The organism is Pontibacter sp. MBLB2868 (assembly GCF_051904785.1).
In the GTDB taxonomy this organism is placed as follows: domain Bacteria; phylum Bacteroidota; class Bacteroidia; order Cytophagales; family Hymenobacteraceae; genus Pontibacter.
The window spans coordinates 3921587-3939695 of the sequence record NZ_CP196710.1 but is presented as its reverse complement, the minus strand read 5'-3'; the positions used below and the strand labels follow the sequence as shown (position 1 = coordinate 3939695).

Genomic DNA, 18109 nt, shown 5'->3' with positions numbered 1-18109 from the left:
TTCTATCTGTCTAGTTAATAATTCAAATTTAAATACAATAAAAAAATTGTATTGTTCCACTATTGGGGCATCTCATATAACAAAACATTAATATATATAGTATATTTAATAATAAATATTGCTAAATGTATGTTTATGCGCTTGAATCAATGGTATACTACTTAAAAGTTCCTTATAAACTTGCTAGAATAATCAAATAGAATATTGAATTAATAATTTAAAGTGAGTTTTAATGTTGCAACTTTCAAAGAATTTTTAATTAAAAACATATTTTCAGTAATAAAATCACTCGTAAAATGATGCCAGTATATATCAATATCATTAATGTGAAGTTTATACGATTTGCTGCCATTATACTTCAATTCCGGCATCGATGGAGTGGTTTTTCATTAGTAAAACTGGTGCCAGTTTTATTACTCTTACTATTACCGCTATATGGTTCAGCGGCAACTTTTACAGCAAAAAAAGATGGTAACTGGTCAGATCCAGCTACCTGGACACCTGGCACGGGGGCAACTACCACTATTCCGGGCTCAGGAGATATTGTAGTTATACCTGGCAATAAAGTGGTTACAGTAAATGTGACTAATGCGGTATGTAATTCAGTTATTTTAGAATCAGATAACCCCAAAGCAGAGTTAGTAATAAACGGTGTTTTGCAAGTTGCCACTATAAAACAATTTGAAACATCCGGGAACGGGCAGGCTAATGGAAAAATAGGCAAGCTCACCATCAATTCAGGTGGAACTCTCAAGATTTCAGATAAGGTAGATTTAGATGGTAGATCAACCTGGTTGAACTATGCCTTTGCTCCGAATAGTACTGTGGAATACAATGGGACAGCTACATCGCAGTTAATTGAAAAATCCTTTATTTATAAAAACCTTGTTTTAAGCGGGAGCTCTAACAGCTTAGTAACAGGGCCTTTTGAAAAAGTTGTTGATGGAGGGCTCACAGTTGCTGAAAACTTTACAATCAGCAGCACTGCTAACTTTAAGGCTGATGCTTATACACATTCAATAGGTGGACACTGGATCAACAACGGCAACTTTACAAGTGGCGCATCTACCGTAAATTTAAGCGGGGCCGCTACGCAGCAAATAAAAGGGAGTTCTATAACGGCTTTTAATAACCTGCATTTAAGCGGGGTTGGAGTAAAAGAGTCGCAGCAGAATTTTTCCGTAGCCGGAAACTTTGTAATTAATCTAGGAAGTACATTTGATGCAAAAACCTATACACATACTATAGGAGGCAGTTGGGCTAATGATGGGGCATTTACTGCCGGCACATCAACAATTGTTTTCAATGGAACTGCTCCTCAACAAATAGGTGGAACAGTATTGACAACTTTTTATAACCTCACCTCTTCAGGCACAAAAGGAACTACACTTGCAAGCAATATTACTGTAACTAACAATTTAAGCATAAGCAACAGTAATTTGAACACAGGAACCGGGCCAAGATTAATGGATTATTATTTAATAACCCTTGCCCCGACAGCAAGTCTTACAGGTGAAGCTGATAACGCATATGTAAACGGGAGAATAGCTACGCAACGTTGGGTTACAGCGTCAGGGGCTTCGTTTGGGGGCATAGGTTTTTACCTTGCCAGTAGCAGTATAAATCCGGGGGAGATAAAAGTAGAGCGGGTAACAGGGTTTACACGCAGTGGGAATGGTAACCAAAGTGTGCCGCGCTACTACGAAGTAAAGTATGTAAGTGGTGATCAAACCAACCTGAACTTAAAAATGGATTTTTCTTTCCTGAACCGGGAGTTAACAGGAATAATTACCGATTACGACATGGTGCGGGAGGTTGTTGACGGAGATTTCGACAATGTAAAAAGTATAACTTCTCCATCAAGACCACTAAGTGTGCAAAACACAGATAAAGGAGTGTTTGGCAGGTACACTTTAAGCAGCAAAAACTTTCCTCTCCCCGTAGACCTTGTTTGGTTTAAGGCGGAGGCACGTGGTAGCGCCGCGCTTTTAACTTGGCAGACGGCCTGGGAGCGGGAGAATGCAGGTTTTGCGGTGCAGCTTTCAGAGGACGGCGAAGAGTTCCGGCAGGTGGGTTTTGTGCAGGAAGGCTCTGCCACTAAGAACGGCGCCCAGTCCTACTCCTTTGTGCACGAGGACTACCACAAAAGCGGCACGCGCTACTACCGCCTGGCCCAGCACGACCTGGACGGGACAGTGACATACTCACCGGTGCGGGTGGTGGAGATCAGAAGCGAAGGGCAGTTAGTGGCCTATCCTAATCCGTTTACAGACGAACTGACGGTGGTGCTGCCTACTGACCAGCTTTGCAGGCTTTATTTAACCAACCACCTTGGCGAGAAAGTGTACAGTGCCACAACAACCACTCTCGAACATACGATCAGGCCTGGAAGCTCTCTAAAAAGAGGAATATACTTTCTTACGGTTGATACAGGGAGTGCCATTTATACCCGGAAATTAATAAAGCAGTAAAGAAAGGATCTCATAGCTATCGCAAGAGGGCAGCCGCAATCCGTTGACGGCTGCCCTCTTGTGTTATGACAACAGCTAAAAGAATAATTCTTGTCAGCTGCTTAAATCTGACTCACCTCCCCCTCCCGTATATAAACTTCTGAAACATTGGTTTATTCGGGTGCAAGCTTTAATTTTGAGCGCTTATAAACCAAAAACAAGTGATGCAGAAAGATACAGCGATATTTGACCTTATAGCACAAGAAAAAGCACGCCAAACACATGGCCTGGAGTTGATTGCCTCAGAAAACTTTGTTTCTGATCAGGTAATGGAAGCCATGGGCAGCGTGATGACTAATAAATATGCCGAAGGCCTGCCCGGCAAACGTTATTATGGTGGCTGTGAAATTGTAGATAAGTCTGAGCAACTGGCTATTGATCGTGCCAAGGAGTTGTTTGGAGTAGCATGGGTAAATGTTCAGCCCCATTCTGGTGCTCAGGCAAATGCTGCTGTTATGCTGGCAGTGCTTCAGCCTGGAGATAAGATACTGGGTTTTGATCTGTCGCATGGCGGTCACCTGACCCACGGTTCTCCGGTTAACTTTTCTGGTAAACTGTACAACCCCTCTTTTTATGGTGTGGAGCAGGAAACCGGTTTAATAGACTTCGATAAAGTAGTAGAAACTGCGCGCCGTGAGCAGCCAAAGCTGATCATCTGCGGAGCCTCTGCCTACAGCCGTGACTGGGATTATAAAAAACTGCGTGCTGCTGCGGATGAGGTTGGCGCTATTTTATTAGCTGATATCTCTCACCCATCAGGATTGATTGCACGTGGCTTGTTAAATGACCCATTTGAACATTGCCATATCGTAACTACTACTACTCATAAAACTTTACGTGGTCCTCGTGGTGGTATGATCATGATGGGTAAGGATTTCGAAAACCCTTTCGGTTTAAAAACGCCAAAAGGGGAAACCCGTATGATGTCATCTGTGCTGGATGGCGCTGTTTTCCCGGGCACACAGGGAGGTCCGCTAGAGCATGTGATTGCCGCGAAGGCAGTAGCTTACTTTGAAGCGCTGTCCGATGATTATCTGGGCTATATAAAGCAGGTGCAGCAAAATGCACAGGCAATGGCAAAGGCATTCATAGACTTGGGGTATAACATCATTTCAGGAGGCACTGATAACCACATGATGCTGATCGACCTGCGTTCTAAAGGCATTACAGGTAAACTGGCAGAGAATACGTTAGTAAAAGCCGATATTACAATCAACAAGAACATGGTTCCTTTCGATGATAAATCACCGTTCGTGACATCAGGTATGCGTGTAGGTACGGCAGCTATTACCACGCGGGGCCTGAAAGAGAATGACATGAGCCGCATCGTATCGTTTATTGACCAGGTGCTTACAAACCATGACAACGATACAAAGATTGGTGACGTGCGCAGAGAAATTAACAACTGGATGCAGGAGTATCCACTTTTTGCTTATTAATTTTAAAGAATAGGAGCCACTTTTGATGGATCAACCTTATACGGAAGAAAAACAGCCCCAGGAAATGTCCTTCGTGGATCACCTCGAGGAGCTGAGGTGGCATGTTATCAGAGCACTAGCTTCCATTTTTATCTTCGGTACAATTGCTTTTCTGGCCAAGAATTTTGTGTTTCATGATATTATCCTGGCTCCCGCCCGCACTGACTTTCTGAGTTACAGGGTGATGTGCCAGGTAGGGCAAAAGATCGGCTCGGAATCACTGTGTATAGATCAGATGGGCTTTACAATACAAAGCCGGCAGATGAGTGGGCAGTTTACCATGCACCTGCTGGTGTCTGCCATACTTGGTATGGCAGCCGCTTTTCCCTATGCCTTTTGGGAAATCTGGCGTTTTGTAAGGCCGGGTCTCTATCCGCAGGAGCGTAAAAACTCGCAGGGTGCGGTGTTTTTTGTCTCCATACTTTTTGTGATGGGGCTTTTATTCGGGTACTATGTCGTTTCTCCTATCTCCATCAACTTCCTTGCTGGATACCAGGTGGATCCGACCATTGTAAATGAATTTGACCTTTCATCCTATATTTCAACACTAACTACACTTTGCCTGGCTTGCGCATTTATGTTCGAGATGCCTGTGATCGTGTTTTTCCTGACAAAGGCAGGATTGATCACGCCTGAAACAATGAAACTTTATCGCAGGCATGCATTGGTAATTATCCTGGTGGTAGGTGCTATCATCACACCTCCGGATGTAGTAAGCCAATTGCTGATATCTTTGCCGTTGATGCTGCTTTACGAGGTGAGTATCACTATTTCGAAGTCGATTCGTAAAAAGGATATAAAGCGATTAAACGAAGAAAACACACTATAATGGCACTTAAAATAGCAATAGGCGGAGATCACGCTGGTTTTACTTATAAGCGTATGCTAACAGAGGTACTGAAAAGCCTCGGGCATGAAGTACTGGATTTTGGGCCTGATTCTGAGGCGTCTGTTGATTACCCGGACCACGTGCACCCGCTGGCAAAAGCAGTAGTAAATAAAGATGCTGACTTTGGCGTGTTGATATGCGGCAGCGGTAACGGGGTAGCTATAACGGCAAATAAGTACCAGGACATTCGTGCTGCCTTATGCTGGACACCCGAACTGGCAAAGCTGGCACGGGAGCATAATGATGCAAACGTACTATGTATACCAGCCCGTTTTGTGTCAGAGGATGTTGCAAAGGAAATGCTTACAACTTTCCTGAAAACTGATTTTGAAGGTGGCCGTCACCAGAACAGGGTAAATAAGATTGCAGCTTGTTAAAGAAGAATATACTGGATAAGCTTAAATAGAAAAAGCCGCTTTACAAAGCGGCTTTTTCTATTTAAGCTTATAGATATCTGGATATTCTGTTTGCTCATACCTGCCAAATACGGCGGGCAATTTATAGGTAAGCTCAGGTAAAAGCCCCTCCTTATCTATAAGGTAAGCAGGCATCTCCTTCCTGAAGTTCTCATAAATATCAAATACGGCCTTATATTCTCCAAGCTTACCAAAGTGACGTTGAGCAAGCTCCCAGTTAAGGTATGGCGTAACGGGCTTATTATGTGTGTAATACCGGATGTCATTCCCGAGTACCAGGACAGTGCTGTTTTGTATAGGCACTTTATTGTCAGGGTCAAGTAGCAGCGGCGACTCATCGAGCAACAGATACTTGTTTAAGCCTAACACTAATCTATAACGCAGAACCAACACCCCTGCAAGCGCCACCAGAAAAACTGTATTCAGGATCCAGAGTTTTCGGCCGGAGTAAAAGAAAAATTCGCTGAAGTATGCAATTGGAGGAAGCGCCAGCGTAAAAGTGGCTACAGAGATTTCATCGCGGGTAAAGATGATCAGTAAACTCGTTAGCAGCCACACCCACATCACCTGCTGAAATTTAACCTGAAAAACCAGGCGCTGTGGCAGCGAAGAGGCACTAAGTAAGGATAAGACCAGAATAACGGCCGGAATAGCCATCAGCTTGGCAACATCGGCAGGAGGCCTTAAAAAGTCAACCTGTAACTGCCAGGGGCGCAAAAGGTGCAGCGTAATAAACTCTGATAGAGCTCCCGTATAAAAGTAATAGGTCATGAGCATGGCATACGGAAACAAAAAGCCACAGAACATGAGCATAAAACTACGGAAGGTATTAGAAGAGAAGAAAATTACGGCAAACAGCCCTACGATTAAAAACATAGCCAGGGGTAGATAACTCATAGCCGCCAGGCCTAGCATAAACCCTCCTACAAAAAGCCTGTTGTTGTCGAAGCCCTCCCTGGAAAGTGTAATGATATACGGCAGCGACAAAATGACAAATGTGTTTCCGATAAGCAAGGGGGTAAGCATATCAAACTCAAAGGAAAGACTCCCGAGAACAAGGTAAATAAGTGCAGGCAGATAATTATTGCTGGCATACACTTTATGGTGGTTCAGGGTGCTGTTAAAGATGATTGCCTGCAGAAGCAGCAAGACCATGGCTGTGAACCTGTATACCAGAAATGAACGGCCAGCCATCAGGTCGATAACCCAGAAAACCATGGCCGACAGTGGCGCTGTGTTATCGTACACGCCTTTGTACATGCTAAAGCCATCCGCTAATCGCTCTCCAACCAGCATGTGCAGCAGTTCGGGTGTGGTGGCAGGAATGCCCCAGATTATTAAAGGAAGCTGAATGCCAAGGTAAATCAAGACCAGCAGGATCAGTCGGGAAGGCAGTATGCTTCGGAAGTAACTAATCAAGTGTAGACGGAGTTAGAAGGAACTATAAATAAGCCTTGCCCGAAATGAGTAAGACGCTTTTGGGGTAAAAATGCGAAATTAATATGATATTTGCATCTTCATATGGAAAGTAAAAGACAACAGAAGTTTTCGCGCCTGATTCAGAAAGAATTGGCGGATATTTTTCAGCGTGAGGTTCCGCACCTGTTTGGGGGCGCTTTTATATCAGTAAGTACTGTGCGTGTATCTCCCGACCTGGGGCTGGCCCGCACCTATTTAAGTGTTATGATGGCCCCAAACCCGCAGGAACTGCTGCTGGAAGTACGTTTGAACACTAAAACAATCCGTCATCATCTGGCGCAGCGTATCAAGAACCAGGTGCGCGTTATACCTGAGCTGGCATTTTACCTCGACGACAGCGCCGAGTATGCCGCTAACATGGATAAGATTTTCAATAACCTGGACATCCCGCCGGCAAGTGAAGCTGATGAGGACGACGATATTTACACTAAATAAAAGGCTAAGTCTTTTTTCACCCTTATGCAGTACGATCCGATAAAGCGTGTTCTTGGTGACGCTTTTAACAAGACGCCTTTTCTGCGCCGCGTATTTTATAATCTCCTGGACCTTCTGTTGCTGCGCACCTGGCATGTGCACAAAGAGTTGCGCGAGTGGGCAACAAATCGCCGCAACAAAGAGCAGCACATTCTGGATGCAGGATCCGGATTCGGGCAATACACCTATTATATGTCCGGTATCAGTAGCAAGTGGAGCATACTGGCTATGGATGTTAAGGAAGAGCAAATTTCTGATAGCAACTGCTTTATTCGCGCTATTGGCCGCCACAATGTGCTTTTTAAGATCGGTGATCTGGTAAAGTACAGGGAGCAGAACAGGTATGACCTGATCCTGTCTGTGGATGTGATGGAGCATATACTGGAGGATGTGGAAGTTTTCCGTAACTTCCATACATCTTTGCGCTCTGGCGGCATGTTGCTTATTTCAACTCCGTCAGACCAGGGTGGTTCCGATGTACACGGCGAAGGCGAAGAGTCTTTTATAGAGGAGCACGTGCGGGATGGCTATAATATCAAAGAGATACAGGATAAGCTGAAACTGGCGGGCTTCAGAAGAGTGGATGCCCGTTATTCATATGGTAAACCCGGGCAGATATCCTGGCGCCTGTCTATGAAATACCCGATGATTATGCTGAATATCTCCAAATTATTCTTCCTGGTGTTGCCGTTTTACTACCTGATTACTTTTCCGTTTAGCCTTGTGCTGAACTGGATGGATGTAAACCAGAAGCACAGCTCCGGGACAGGCCTGATCGTTAAAGCCTGGAAATAATTTTATAGTTGAAGTACCTGCTTCGTAGTTCACATTATTTGTGCGAGCCATGGCAGCCGATAGTTTGATTACCACTAAATAAGAAGTAACAACTTAGAAACTAATGAATTTCCCTTTTCTAATAGCGAAGCGTTATTTTTTCTCCAGAAAGAAGAGGAACATCATTAGTATAATCTCCAACATTGCCATGATAGGCGTAGCGGTAGGCTCCGCAGCACTTATCATAGTATTATCAGTCTTCAACGGTTTAGAGGATCTGATCCGCGAGATCTACTCCAGCTTCGACTCTGATCTTAAGATCACTGCCGTAGAAGGGAAGTCATTTGAAACAGATACGGAGTTTATGAACCGTATTCGAAAAACCCCGGGGGTGGCTGTGGTTTCGGAGATAATAGAAGACAATGCGCTTCTGCGCTATAACGACCGCCAGATGGTGGTAAAGGTGAAAGGGGTAAGCGACAACTTCTTTGAGCAGAATACCATTGCGGAGTCTGTGGTGGAGGGAAGCAGCGATCTGGTTTACAACGATACCTACCACGCCCTGGTGGGGCGTGGCGTACAGTATCAGCTCTCTATCAGGCCAACGAATCAATTTGTGCCTTTGCAGTTTCTGTACCCGCGAAACACCAAGTTTAATCCGCTAAACCCGGAAGGAGCATTTAATAGCCTTAACATTTTGCCTGGGGGAATATTTGCAATTGAGCGGCAGTATGATGATTCGTACGTTTTTGTGCCACTTAACTTTGCAGAAGAATTGCTGGAGTATGGCCGACGGCGCACAGCTCTGGAAATAAAGGTTACGGAGGATGCTAAAATAGAACAGGTAAAGCAAGAGCTCCAGAAAAGGCTTGGCAGCAGCTTTAAAATTCAGAATAGCGATGAGCAGCACACCAGCCTGCTACGTGCCGTTAAGGTAGAGAAGCTGTTTGTTTTTATCACCTTTGCGTTTATACTTTTCATCGCCTCGCTCAATATCTTCTTCTCACTCTCTATGCTTGTGATTGATAAGAAGAAAGACATTGCCATCCTCGCCTCCATGGGGGCCACGGCAAAAACGATTCGTAACATCTTTTTACTGGAAGGTGCCTTGGTGGCCTTTATCGGAGCAGCTTACGGCCTTACCCTGGGCATGCTGATCTGTAACCTGCAGCAAACATTTGGCCTGGTAAGTATGGGTATGGCAACATCAGTTGTAGAGGCCTATCCTGTGAAGATGGAAGTAGAGGACTTTGCTCTGACAGGTTTAGCCATTATCGTGATCACGTTGCTGGTGTCGATCAGGCCGGCCCGTAAGGCTGCTGCCATGTCTGTGACAGAGAACCTGTAATCTCCGCCATTTAAAGTATACTCAAGTACCCTCTCCTCTTCATGTAGCTTTTACCATAGCTTTGGTGTAAGCGAAACAACAGTTCAAGTCCTTTTATCATCTGACTTCATTTAGCCAATCATTGGTATAAGGTGGCGAATAGCAGCTTTTTTGATAGGAATTAAGCTTGTTTAAGATTAAATTTGAAGTCCTAAAACTGTCTTTGGCATGAAAGTTTATACCACTCAGCCTTTTCAGGTAATTTATTCTTTGTTCGAGCATGAGTACCTGGGATACCTGTTCGAATCTTTTGTGGTTCAGGTAAACTCCAAAGGACAGCTTACCCTGCAGCATCAGAATATCTCCGCAAAAAATGCGGATGAGTTTGCCTCCCGCCTGGACGCTAACGACTTTAAACTTATCCAGCTTATTGATCAGATACAGCAGGATGCGGTGCTAAAGCGTTTCGCTGCCAAAAAGATGTCTACAGTAGATTTCTTCCTGAAAGTATATGACCCGGAGAAAGGCGATAAGAACCTGCAGGATACAATCAGTCACTATATTCAGGGGCGCATGGGCAAGATACTGGACCTGCTGCGCAACAAGATGACTTTTATAATGGGGAAGGATGGCGAACCCACCTGGAAACGCATCAGTATTGCTCCTGAAAAAGCAACGGTGCTATTCCATTTTATGCGTAACACCGATAATACCCATTATTTCCCGACTATAAAATATGAAGGCCAAAAGCTGGAGTTTCAGTATAAGAATGCCTCACTTATCTGTTACGAGCCTGCCTGGCTGATGCTGAATGATGTTGTCTACAGTTTCGAAAAAGCCGTAGACGGCAAAAAACTGCAACCCTTCCTGAATAAAAAGTTTATTGTTGTGCCGCGCTCTGTGGAGGAGAACTACTACCGAAAGTTTGTGGCGGCATTGGTAGAGTCATTTGATGTGCATGCCAAAGGCTTCGATATTCAGTCGGAGAAGTATGAGCCAAGACCTTTCCTCCATTTTTCAGAGATCGCAGCTACTGACTTGCCTGCTGTAAAGGCAAATGGCAATGGGCAGACAAAGAAGATCCTGTTTACACTTTCCTTTAAGTATGGAGACCATCTGGTGCAGCTGCAGGATGCCAAGCGGATAAGTGTGAATATGGAGAAAACCGCTGATTCCTATATTTTCCATAAACTTATACGGAGTGGAAATCAGGAAAAGGAATTTGCAAAGGAATTACAAAAACATGGCCTGGAGTTAAAGAACGGGCAAGCAGTGCTCGATAAAAGCGATGCGTTCTCGTGGCTGAACAACAATTTGCAGGAACTGGAGCAAGCCGGCTTCACTGTTCGCCAGACAGAAAGCAGTGGGAAGAACTACTTTATCGGCGAGATTTCACTTGAAGTAGATATATCAGAGAAAAACGACTGGTTTGATATTTATGGTACGGTTCGCTTCGGCGAATTTGAGGTGCCGTTTATAAAGCTAAAGAACTATATCCTTACCAAGAATAACGAGTTCGTGCTTCCGAACGGACAAGTAGCCATTATTCCGGAAGAGTGGTTTACGCAGTACATTGAGTTATTCGCTTTTTCAGAAGGAGAGCACCAGCTTACCCTTAAAAAGCACCACATGTCTCTGGTGAACGATCTGCAGAATGGCAACCTGGCTACCGTAACAATGAGCAGGAAGCTGGAGCAGTTACGTGAATTCGAAGCAATCGAGGACAAGCCATTACCGGCAGGCTTCCTAGGTGAATTAAGGCCGTATCAGAAAGCGGGCTACAACTGGCTCCATTTTGTACAGAACTACAAGTTTGGAGGGTGCCTTGCGGATGACATGGGCCTGGGTAAAACAGTGCAAACACTGGCAATGCTGCAACACCGCAAGGAGAGCGGAGCAGAATCGGTCTCGCTGCTTGTAATGCCTACTTCCCTGGTGTACAACTGGATAAACGAAGCTCAGAAGTTTACCCCTGAATTGCGCATTCTAAACTACACAGGCACTTACCGCGATAAGAATGTGGAGCAGTTTGTGGATTATGATGTAGTGCTCACTTCTTATGGTATCGTACGGTTAGATGCTCAACTGCTGAAAACTTATTATTTCGATTACATTATTCTGGATGAGTCCCAGGCGATAAAAAACCCGGACTCCAATACTTCCAAATCAGTGCGGGAGCTTAAGTCAAGGCACAGACTTATACTTACCGGTACCCCGGTTGAGAACAGCACCATGGACCTGTGGTCGCAGATGTCTTTTATCAACCCTGGCCTGTTAGGGAATCAGCACTTTTTCCGTAATGAGTTTCTTAAACCAATTGAGCGGGAGAAGGATGAGCAGAAGACCCGTAAGCTGCACGCGCTGATAAAGCCATTTATCCTGCGCAGGCATAAGTCTCAGGTGGCAAAGGAGTTGCCGGAAAAGATTGAGCATACCACCTTCTGCAAAATGACGGAGGAACAGGAGCATGCCTACGAAGAAACAAAATCCTTTTATAGGAACAAGATACTGACAAACCTGGAAGAAAACGGACCTGGCAATACGCAGTTCATGCTCTTGCAGGGCCTAACCAAGCTCCGGCAGATTGCAAATCACCCGCTGATGACTGATGCCGGCTACGAAGGTGAATCAGGCAAACTGAAAGAGGTGCTGCGCATGACTAAAAATATTGTGGGCAAGGGGCATAAGGTTTTAATATTCAGCCAGTTCGTAAAACACCTTGAGATCATCAGAAAATCGTTGGATGAGAAGGAAATAGCCTATACTTACCTGGATGGCAACACCAAAAACAGGCAGGGGCAGGTAGACCGTTTTCAGAACGATAAAAGTATACAGGTGTTCCTGATCTCTTTAAAGGCTGGCGGTGTTGGCTTAAATTTAACAGCGGCTGACTATGTATTTGTACTTGACCCTTGGTGGAACCCGGCCGTAGAGGCACAGGCAGTGGACAGAGCGCATAGAATTGGGCAGCAAAACACGGTGTTCACTTATAAATTCATCACCAAAGACACCGTGGAAGAAAAGATTCTAGCCTTGCAGAACCGTAAGATTCAGCTGGTCACGGACCTCATTAGCACTGATGAAACGATCATCAAAAGCTTGACAAAAGAAGACATAGACAATCTGCTGAGTTAAGCTTTACCGCTGACTATTAGTATAAAAGTTTAAAAAGCCGCTGCAAGTATACTTGCAGCGGCTTTTTAATTTGCCCAAAGGCATAACTTTTACTCTGAGAAGAGGTTAATGGAAACAGGGCCGGTATAAGTAACCAAACCTACACCAACTACAATACATGCAGCTACATTTACAAACAGCGGTACAGCAGGATTATATGCGCGTTTTCAATGCCTTTGATGAGCAGTTGTTCCGGAAGCTGTCTCCGCCATACCCTAAGCTAAAGCTGTTGCGCTTTGATGGCTCGGAAACAGGCGATGTAGTGGATGTAGAGTTGCAGACAGGTATAAAGTCTTTCCGCTGGACAAGTTTGATCGTAGACAGAAACATTACGGATGCAGCGGCTTACTTTATAGATGAAGGGCAGCAGCTGCCCCCTCCCCTGCGCATCTGGCGCCACAAGCACCTGGTCGCAAAAAATGGAACAGGGGCCATTATCCACGACATCATCACATACAGCACCGGGTACAAACTGCTGGACCTGTTGTTGTACCCGGTTATGCGGTTACAATTCGGAATGCGCAAGCCAGTATATCAGCGGGTGTTCGGGAAAGTATAACAACTGAAAACTTTTCCCCTGCTCCATCAGTTTACTGCACAAAAAGTATAAAAGCGTATATTAGGGTATGTCGAAAGCAGCTATTATAGGGGCAGGAATAGGGGGCATTGCCACAGCAGTGCGCCTGGCCGTAAAAGGCTATGCTGTAACCGTGCTGGAGGCCAATGAGACCTTTGGCGGTAAGATGCATGAGTTCTGGCTGGGCCAATACCGGTTTGATGCGGGACCTTCGCTGTTTACACTGCCACACCTGGTAGATGAGCTTTTTATACTGGCTGGCCGCAAGCCTGAAGATTACTTTACCTATACGCGCCTGGACCCGATCACGCATTATTTCTGGCCGGATGGCAGCCAGGTCAAAGCCTATGCCGATGCCGGGCGATTTGCCGAGGAAGCAGCGCAGCAACTAGGTGTGCCGAAGCAAGCGGTAAAGGAGGCGCTTACCAGGAGTAGCAGGCTTTATAAAGGCACGGCAGATACCTTCCTGCACAAGTCGCTGCACAAACTAAATACTTACCTGAGCCCTGATGTACTGAAGGCATTAAGCTGCCTGACCGACCTCGGCCTGACCACCACCATGCATGAGGCCAATGCACGGCAGTTCTCAGATCCTCGCTTTGTGCAGCTGCTGGACAGGTTTGCCACTTATAATGGTTCAGACCCTTACCAGGCGCCGGGCACGCTCAATATTATCCCGCACCTGGAACACAATATCGGTGCTTTTTACCCCAAAGGAGGTATTTATGCTATTGCGGAAAGCCTGGTGAAGCTGGCCAGGGAATTAGGCGTTGAGTTCAGGTACAGCGAGCCCGTAAAGCGGATAATGGCCGAAGACGGTAAAGTTACAGGTGTGCAGACAGATCGGGCCTTTTATAAGGCGGATGTGGTGGTAAGCAATATGGATGTAGTGCCGACATACCGTAAGCTTCTACCAGACCAACCCGCTCCTGAAAAAACGCTTCAGCAGCCGCGGTCTAGCTCTGCCCTTATATTTTACTGGGGAGTGAAACAGCGTTTTCCACAGCTGCACGTGCATAATATTTTCTTTAGTCAGGATTATAGAGAAGAATTTGAAGCTATTTTTCAACATAAAACTGTCTCTTCTGACCCAACTGTATACATCAACATCACGTCCAAGACTGATGCCGGCGATGCGCCTGCCAATTCAGAAAACTGGTTTGTGATGGTTAATGTGCCGCACAACCAGGGGCAGGACTGGGACCAGTTAACAAGGGATACCCGGCAAGCTGTGTTGCAAAAGATAAGCAAGATGCTACAAACCGATGTGGAAGCGTTAATAGAGGAAGAGCAGGTACTGGATCCGCTCCTCATCGAAAGTCATACTTCTTCGTACGCTGGAGCCTTGTATGGGAGCAGCTCCAACAACCGGATGGCAGCTTTTCTGCGGCATCCTAATTTTAGTGCCAAACTCAGCGGCCTTTACTTTTGTGGTGGCAGTGTGCATCCGGGCGGAGGTATTCCGTTGTGCTTGCTTTCAGCCAAGATCGTGGGAGATCTAACGCCGGCAGCTGCCCCTTTACCCGCTAACTCATTAATGAACCATGCCTGATATCAAAGCAGCACCAATCCTCTCACCTGTAGCGCGTAGGTTGGGTAAGTACGCTTTACCACTGGCTGTGGCCATATTGGTCATCTTTCATGCTGTAGGCTTTTGGGGGATGCTCTACAGTGGCAGGCCAGAGTATTTTCAACGACTTACCCCCATGAACCTGTTGCTCACCAACGCGATACTGTTTGCGTTTCATCGTCGTTGGAACGCTGCTTTTGTTCTCTTTGCCGGGGTCGTTTTTGCGGTAGGTTTCTTCTCAGAGGTGCTGGGGGTGCACACAGGCTTGTTGTTTGGTAACTATAGCTACGGGGTAGCCTTAGGAATTAAAGTGTGGGAGGTGCCCTTACTGATCGGCTTAAATTGGCTGATGCTAACTTACGTAACCGGCATAATAAGCAGCAGGCTGCGGCTGGCATGGTATGCTAAAGCTTTGGTGGCAGCCCTGCTGATGGTGCTGCTGGACTACTTTATTGAACCTGTTGCCACGCAATTCGATTTTTGGAGCTGGCAAGGGGGGCATATTCCGATTACAAACTACTTGGGGTGGTTAATTGTGGCCACATTTTTGCAATTATATTTTCAGAAAGCAGCTTTTCCGAAAAAGAATGCGATGGCGCCCTATGTATACCTTGTGCAGTTGCTGTTTTTCCTGTTCATTGGAATTATCGCTTGAAAAGTATGCAAGTATTCCGGAATCGCTTGATGAAGCCTGACTAATTTAGCTAAATTGCGTAGTTAACCTTTGGGTCATTTTATAAATGTATAATGCCCGGGCAAATTTATACCTGAAAGACAATGACATTTCTGGAAACAATATTGGAGGAAACTCTCCAGATATTTAAAAAAGAAGGCATAGAGGCAAATTCTGAAGAGCAACTGATCAGAAAGCTAGACATCAGGGAATCTTCTTACAACGAAATGTTTAAGAGCAAAACAGAGTTGGTAAGGGAGACGGTACTGTTTGATATAGATACGCAGGAAAAAGGAAAAGAGCGCATACTGGCTTTGGCCCAAAACCCTGTTGAGGAGATCATGCTGCTGCTGCAGGACGGACTGGATAACCTTCAAAGTATGAATCCGCTTTACTTTGTTGACCTTCAGCAATCATATCCTGAAATATGGAAGCTCTGCCTGGATCATCTTAACTCCCACTCCTACCATCAGATATCTGACATAATTAACAGAGGTATCATAGAATCCCTTTTCCGCAAAGATGTTAACCTGCAACTGGTTACAAAGATCATCCTGGAGCAGATAACTATGATCCTGAACCCGGTGGTTTTTCCGCCAGAGCGTTATAATATCAGGGAAGTGTTCCGCAGTGTCTACCTATATTATTTAAGAGGGATATGTACAGAGCACGGGGGGAAAATGGCAGAAGAGTTCTTCTCGAAGATAAACAATAAGTAAAATTCGTCATTCATAAAAAAAGCGTCCGGCATACACTTATGTAGCCGGACGCTTTTTTTATGAAAAACATTGATGTGTTCGAATTTTACTAACAGCGTTATTAGCTGATAGATACGCGCACTTTTTTTGTATATTCTCTGAGTGAGTTTTTAAACTCATTGCCATTATCTTCCATATCATTCAGAATCCATACGGCAGCCAGAATGTGCGTGAGTTGCTCGCCTTCATCATCTCCTTCAACCTCAATAGCAGGCTGCTGCTCATCTACAATCGCTTCTTCGGCGGCAATGAGTTCATGCAGGTTATAGTTCTCTACAAGTTTCTTTATCGCAGGTATCTTCATGTCTGGTTACGCGTCTAGTTTATGGATAAGGGAAAGCACAGCCTCTTCTTTACTGGCTGCAACAGAGTCGATGAGCTTGCCATTCTTAAAAACGGCGAAGAAAGGCAGGTTTGTAACCTCTGCCATCTTACGGGCTTCCGGACTGGTTTCAGCGTTTACGTCTACAAAGGCGATATTTGTAAAGTTCTCGTCGTCGGACATGCGCTTAAACTTAGGCGCGAATAAACGGCAGCTACCGCACCAGTCCGCATAATACTTCACTACAACCTTCTGGTTAGAGTTTAGCACTTCGTTAAAATCGCTGTCAGTTGCTTTTATTACGGCCATATTATATAGTTTTAATCAGTTTAAAATCGAACCAGGTATTCATTAAACATACTTGCTTCAAAAGTAAATGTTTCAAGCAAAATATGCAGCTTTTACTATAGTTTAAATAAACAGGCCTAGTGTGTTTTTGTTTGTGCTGGAGTTAATATAGCTGCATGTTTACCAATTGAAACTAACCAAACCTGTAGCAAGGTTATAGTTTTGAGATGTTTACACCAATTGAACATCTTTTTAAGCTAATTTGTATAAAAGAAACTACACTGCAATTTCGTATCTTTGTAGCCTAAAACCAGAAGAGAACAATGTTAGATAAGTTAGAAGCCATAAACCAGCGATTTGAAGAGGTAAGCCAGTTGCTTATCCAGCCTGATGTGGCCAGCGATATGAAGAGATTCAAGGCGCTGAACAAAGAGTATAAAGACCTGGACAAGATAGTTGTTGAATATAAGAAGTACCTGAACATCCTGAGCAATATTGACAGCGCAAAGCAGGTTATTGCAACAGAGAAGGATGAAGAGTTCCGTGAAATGGCAAAAGAAGAGATGGATGAGCTCCTTCCGCAGCGAGAAGCAATGGAAGATCATCTGAAGGAACTGCTTATCCCGAAAGACCCGAATGATAGCAAAGACATCATCATGGAGATCCGTGCAGGTGCAGGTGGTGATGAGGCTTCGATATTTGCCGGCGACCTTTACCGTATGTATACCCGCTTTGCTGAAAAAATGGGCTGGCGCACAGAACTGATCGATGCCACAGAAGGTACTTCTGGCGGTTATAAAGAGATCATGGTAGGCATGTCTGGGGAAGATGTGTACGGTAAGTTAAAATTTGAGTCTGGTGTGCACCGCGTACAGCGTGTGCCAGCTACGGAGACACAAGGGCGTATTCATACTTCTGTAGCATCGATTGTGGTGTTGCCAGAAGTAGAAGAGTTTGATATTGAACTGGATATGAACGACATCCGTAAGGACTTGTTCTGTTCTTCCGGACCTGGTGGACAGTCAGTGAACACAACATATTCTGCCGTTCGTTTAACTCACTTACCAACCGGACTGGTAGCCCAGTGCCAGGACCAGAAATCGCAGCTAAAGAACTTCGACAAAGCGTTGGCTGTATTACGTTCCCGTATCTATGAGCAGGAGCTTGCCAAAAAGCAGGAAGTAGAAGGTGCGCAGCGTAAGTCTATGGTAGGCGGTGGTGACCGTTCTGATAAGATCCGAACCTACAACTACCCTCAGGGGCGCGTAACTGACCACCGTATAGGATATACTGTTTATAACCTGCCAAACGTTATGGACGGAGGAATTGAAGACTTTATCGAGGAACTGCGTATTGCTGAGAATGCTGAAAGGCTAAAAGAAGGCGCATCAGCAGAGTAA

16 protein-coding genes are annotated in these 18109 nt (G+C 45.1%); 13 read left to right on the top strand and 3 right to left on the bottom strand.

The annotated features are described in order from the left end of the window. Positions 1-296: 296 nt before the first annotated feature. The 4 genes from ACSX1A_RS16780 to rpiB all read left to right on the top strand — a co-directional run bounded on the left by ACSX1A_RS16780 (position 297) and on the right by rpiB (position 5254). Complete coding sequence (locus ACSX1A_RS16780; protein WP_439880797.1) at positions 297-2471, top strand: T9SS type A sorting domain-containing protein; 2175 nt, start codon at positions 297-299, stop codon at positions 2469-2471. A 203-nt stretch (positions 2472-2674) separates the two neighbouring features. Then, positions 2675-3949, top strand: coding sequence for a serine hydroxymethyltransferase (gene glyA, locus ACSX1A_RS16775; RefSeq protein ID WP_439880796.1), 1275 nt, complete (start codon positions 2675-2677; stop codon positions 3947-3949). Positions 3950-3974: 25 nt separating this feature from the next. After that, positions 3975-4817 (top strand): twin-arginine translocase subunit TatC, encoded by an 843-nt coding sequence (tatC, locus tag ACSX1A_RS16770; protein ID WP_439880795.1) that lies wholly within the window; start codon positions 3975-3977, stop codon positions 4815-4817. Then, positions 4817-5254, top strand: a complete 438-nt coding sequence (gene rpiB / locus ACSX1A_RS16765; protein ID WP_439880794.1) for a ribose 5-phosphate isomerase B — start codon at positions 4817-4819, stop codon at positions 5252-5254. The genes tatC and rpiB overlap by 1 nt, the downstream gene beginning before the upstream one ends. Before the next feature lie 57 nt (positions 5255-5311). On the opposite strand, the gene ACSX1A_RS16760 is transcribed toward rpiB, so the two are convergent. Beyond that, positions 5312-6712, bottom strand: coding sequence for a hypothetical protein (locus ACSX1A_RS16760; RefSeq protein WP_439880793.1), 1401 nt, complete (start codon positions 6710-6712; stop codon positions 5312-5314). 102 nt (positions 6713-6814) lie between these two features. Between ACSX1A_RS16760 and rbfA the strand changes: the two genes are divergently transcribed. The 8 genes from rbfA to ACSX1A_RS16720 all read left to right on the top strand — a co-directional run bounded on the left by rbfA (position 6815) and on the right by ACSX1A_RS16720 (position 16060). Then, positions 6815-7207 carry a 30S ribosome-binding factor RbfA gene (gene rbfA, locus ACSX1A_RS16755; RefSeq protein ID WP_439880792.1) on the top strand — a complete coding sequence of 131 codons (393 nt, stop codon included), beginning with the start codon at positions 6815-6817 and terminating at the stop codon, positions 7205-7207. 24 nt (positions 7208-7231) lie between these two features. Then, positions 7232-8041, top strand: coding sequence for a class I SAM-dependent methyltransferase (locus ACSX1A_RS16750; protein ID WP_439880791.1), 810 nt, complete (start codon positions 7232-7234; stop codon positions 8039-8041). A 103-nt stretch (positions 8042-8144) separates the two neighbouring features. Continuing rightward, positions 8145-9368, top strand: a complete 1224-nt coding sequence (locus ACSX1A_RS16745; RefSeq protein ID WP_439880790.1) for an ABC transporter permease — start codon at positions 8145-8147, stop codon at positions 9366-9368. 207 nt (positions 9369-9575) lie between these two features. Beyond that, entirely contained in the window at positions 9576-12482 is a 2907-nt protein-coding gene (locus ACSX1A_RS16740; protein WP_439880789.1) for an SNF2-related protein, read from the top strand. A 157-nt stretch (positions 12483-12639) separates the two neighbouring features. Next, positions 12640-13080: an SRPBCC family protein gene (locus ACSX1A_RS16735; protein WP_439880788.1), complete on the top strand. Its 441-nt coding sequence runs from the start codon at positions 12640-12642 to the stop codon at positions 13078-13080. A gap of 67 nt (positions 13081-13147) precedes the next feature. Then, positions 13148-14650, top strand: coding sequence for a 1-hydroxycarotenoid 3,4-desaturase CrtD (gene crtD / locus ACSX1A_RS16730; RefSeq protein ID WP_439880787.1), 1503 nt, complete (start codon positions 13148-13150; stop codon positions 14648-14650). Next, positions 14643-15323: a carotenoid biosynthesis protein gene (locus ACSX1A_RS16725; protein WP_439880786.1), complete on the top strand. Its 681-nt coding sequence runs from the start codon at positions 14643-14645 to the stop codon at positions 15321-15323. Before crtD ends, ACSX1A_RS16725 begins: the two co-directional genes overlap by 8 nt. A gap of 122 nt (positions 15324-15445) precedes the next feature. Further along, positions 15446-16060 (top strand): TetR/AcrR family transcriptional regulator, encoded by a 615-nt coding sequence (locus ACSX1A_RS16720; protein WP_439880785.1) that lies wholly within the window; start codon positions 15446-15448, stop codon positions 16058-16060. A 100-nt stretch (positions 16061-16160) separates the two neighbouring features. Here the strand turns inward: ACSX1A_RS16720 and ACSX1A_RS16715 are convergent, their stop codons facing one another. Next, complete coding sequence (locus tag ACSX1A_RS16715) at positions 16161-16403, bottom strand: DUF6952 family protein (protein WP_439880784.1); 243 nt, start codon at positions 16401-16403, stop codon at positions 16161-16163. Between the two features lie 6 nt (positions 16404-16409). After that, positions 16410-16730: a thioredoxin family protein gene (locus tag ACSX1A_RS16710; protein WP_439880783.1), complete on the bottom strand. Its 321-nt coding sequence runs from the start codon at positions 16728-16730 to the stop codon at positions 16410-16412. Positions 16731-17032: 302 nt separating this feature from the next. Here ACSX1A_RS16710 and prfA point away from each other — a divergent pair, with 302 nt between their 5' ends. Next, positions 17033-18109, top strand: a complete 1077-nt coding sequence (gene prfA, locus ACSX1A_RS16705) for a peptide chain release factor 1 (protein WP_439880782.1) — start codon at positions 17033-17035, stop codon at positions 18107-18109.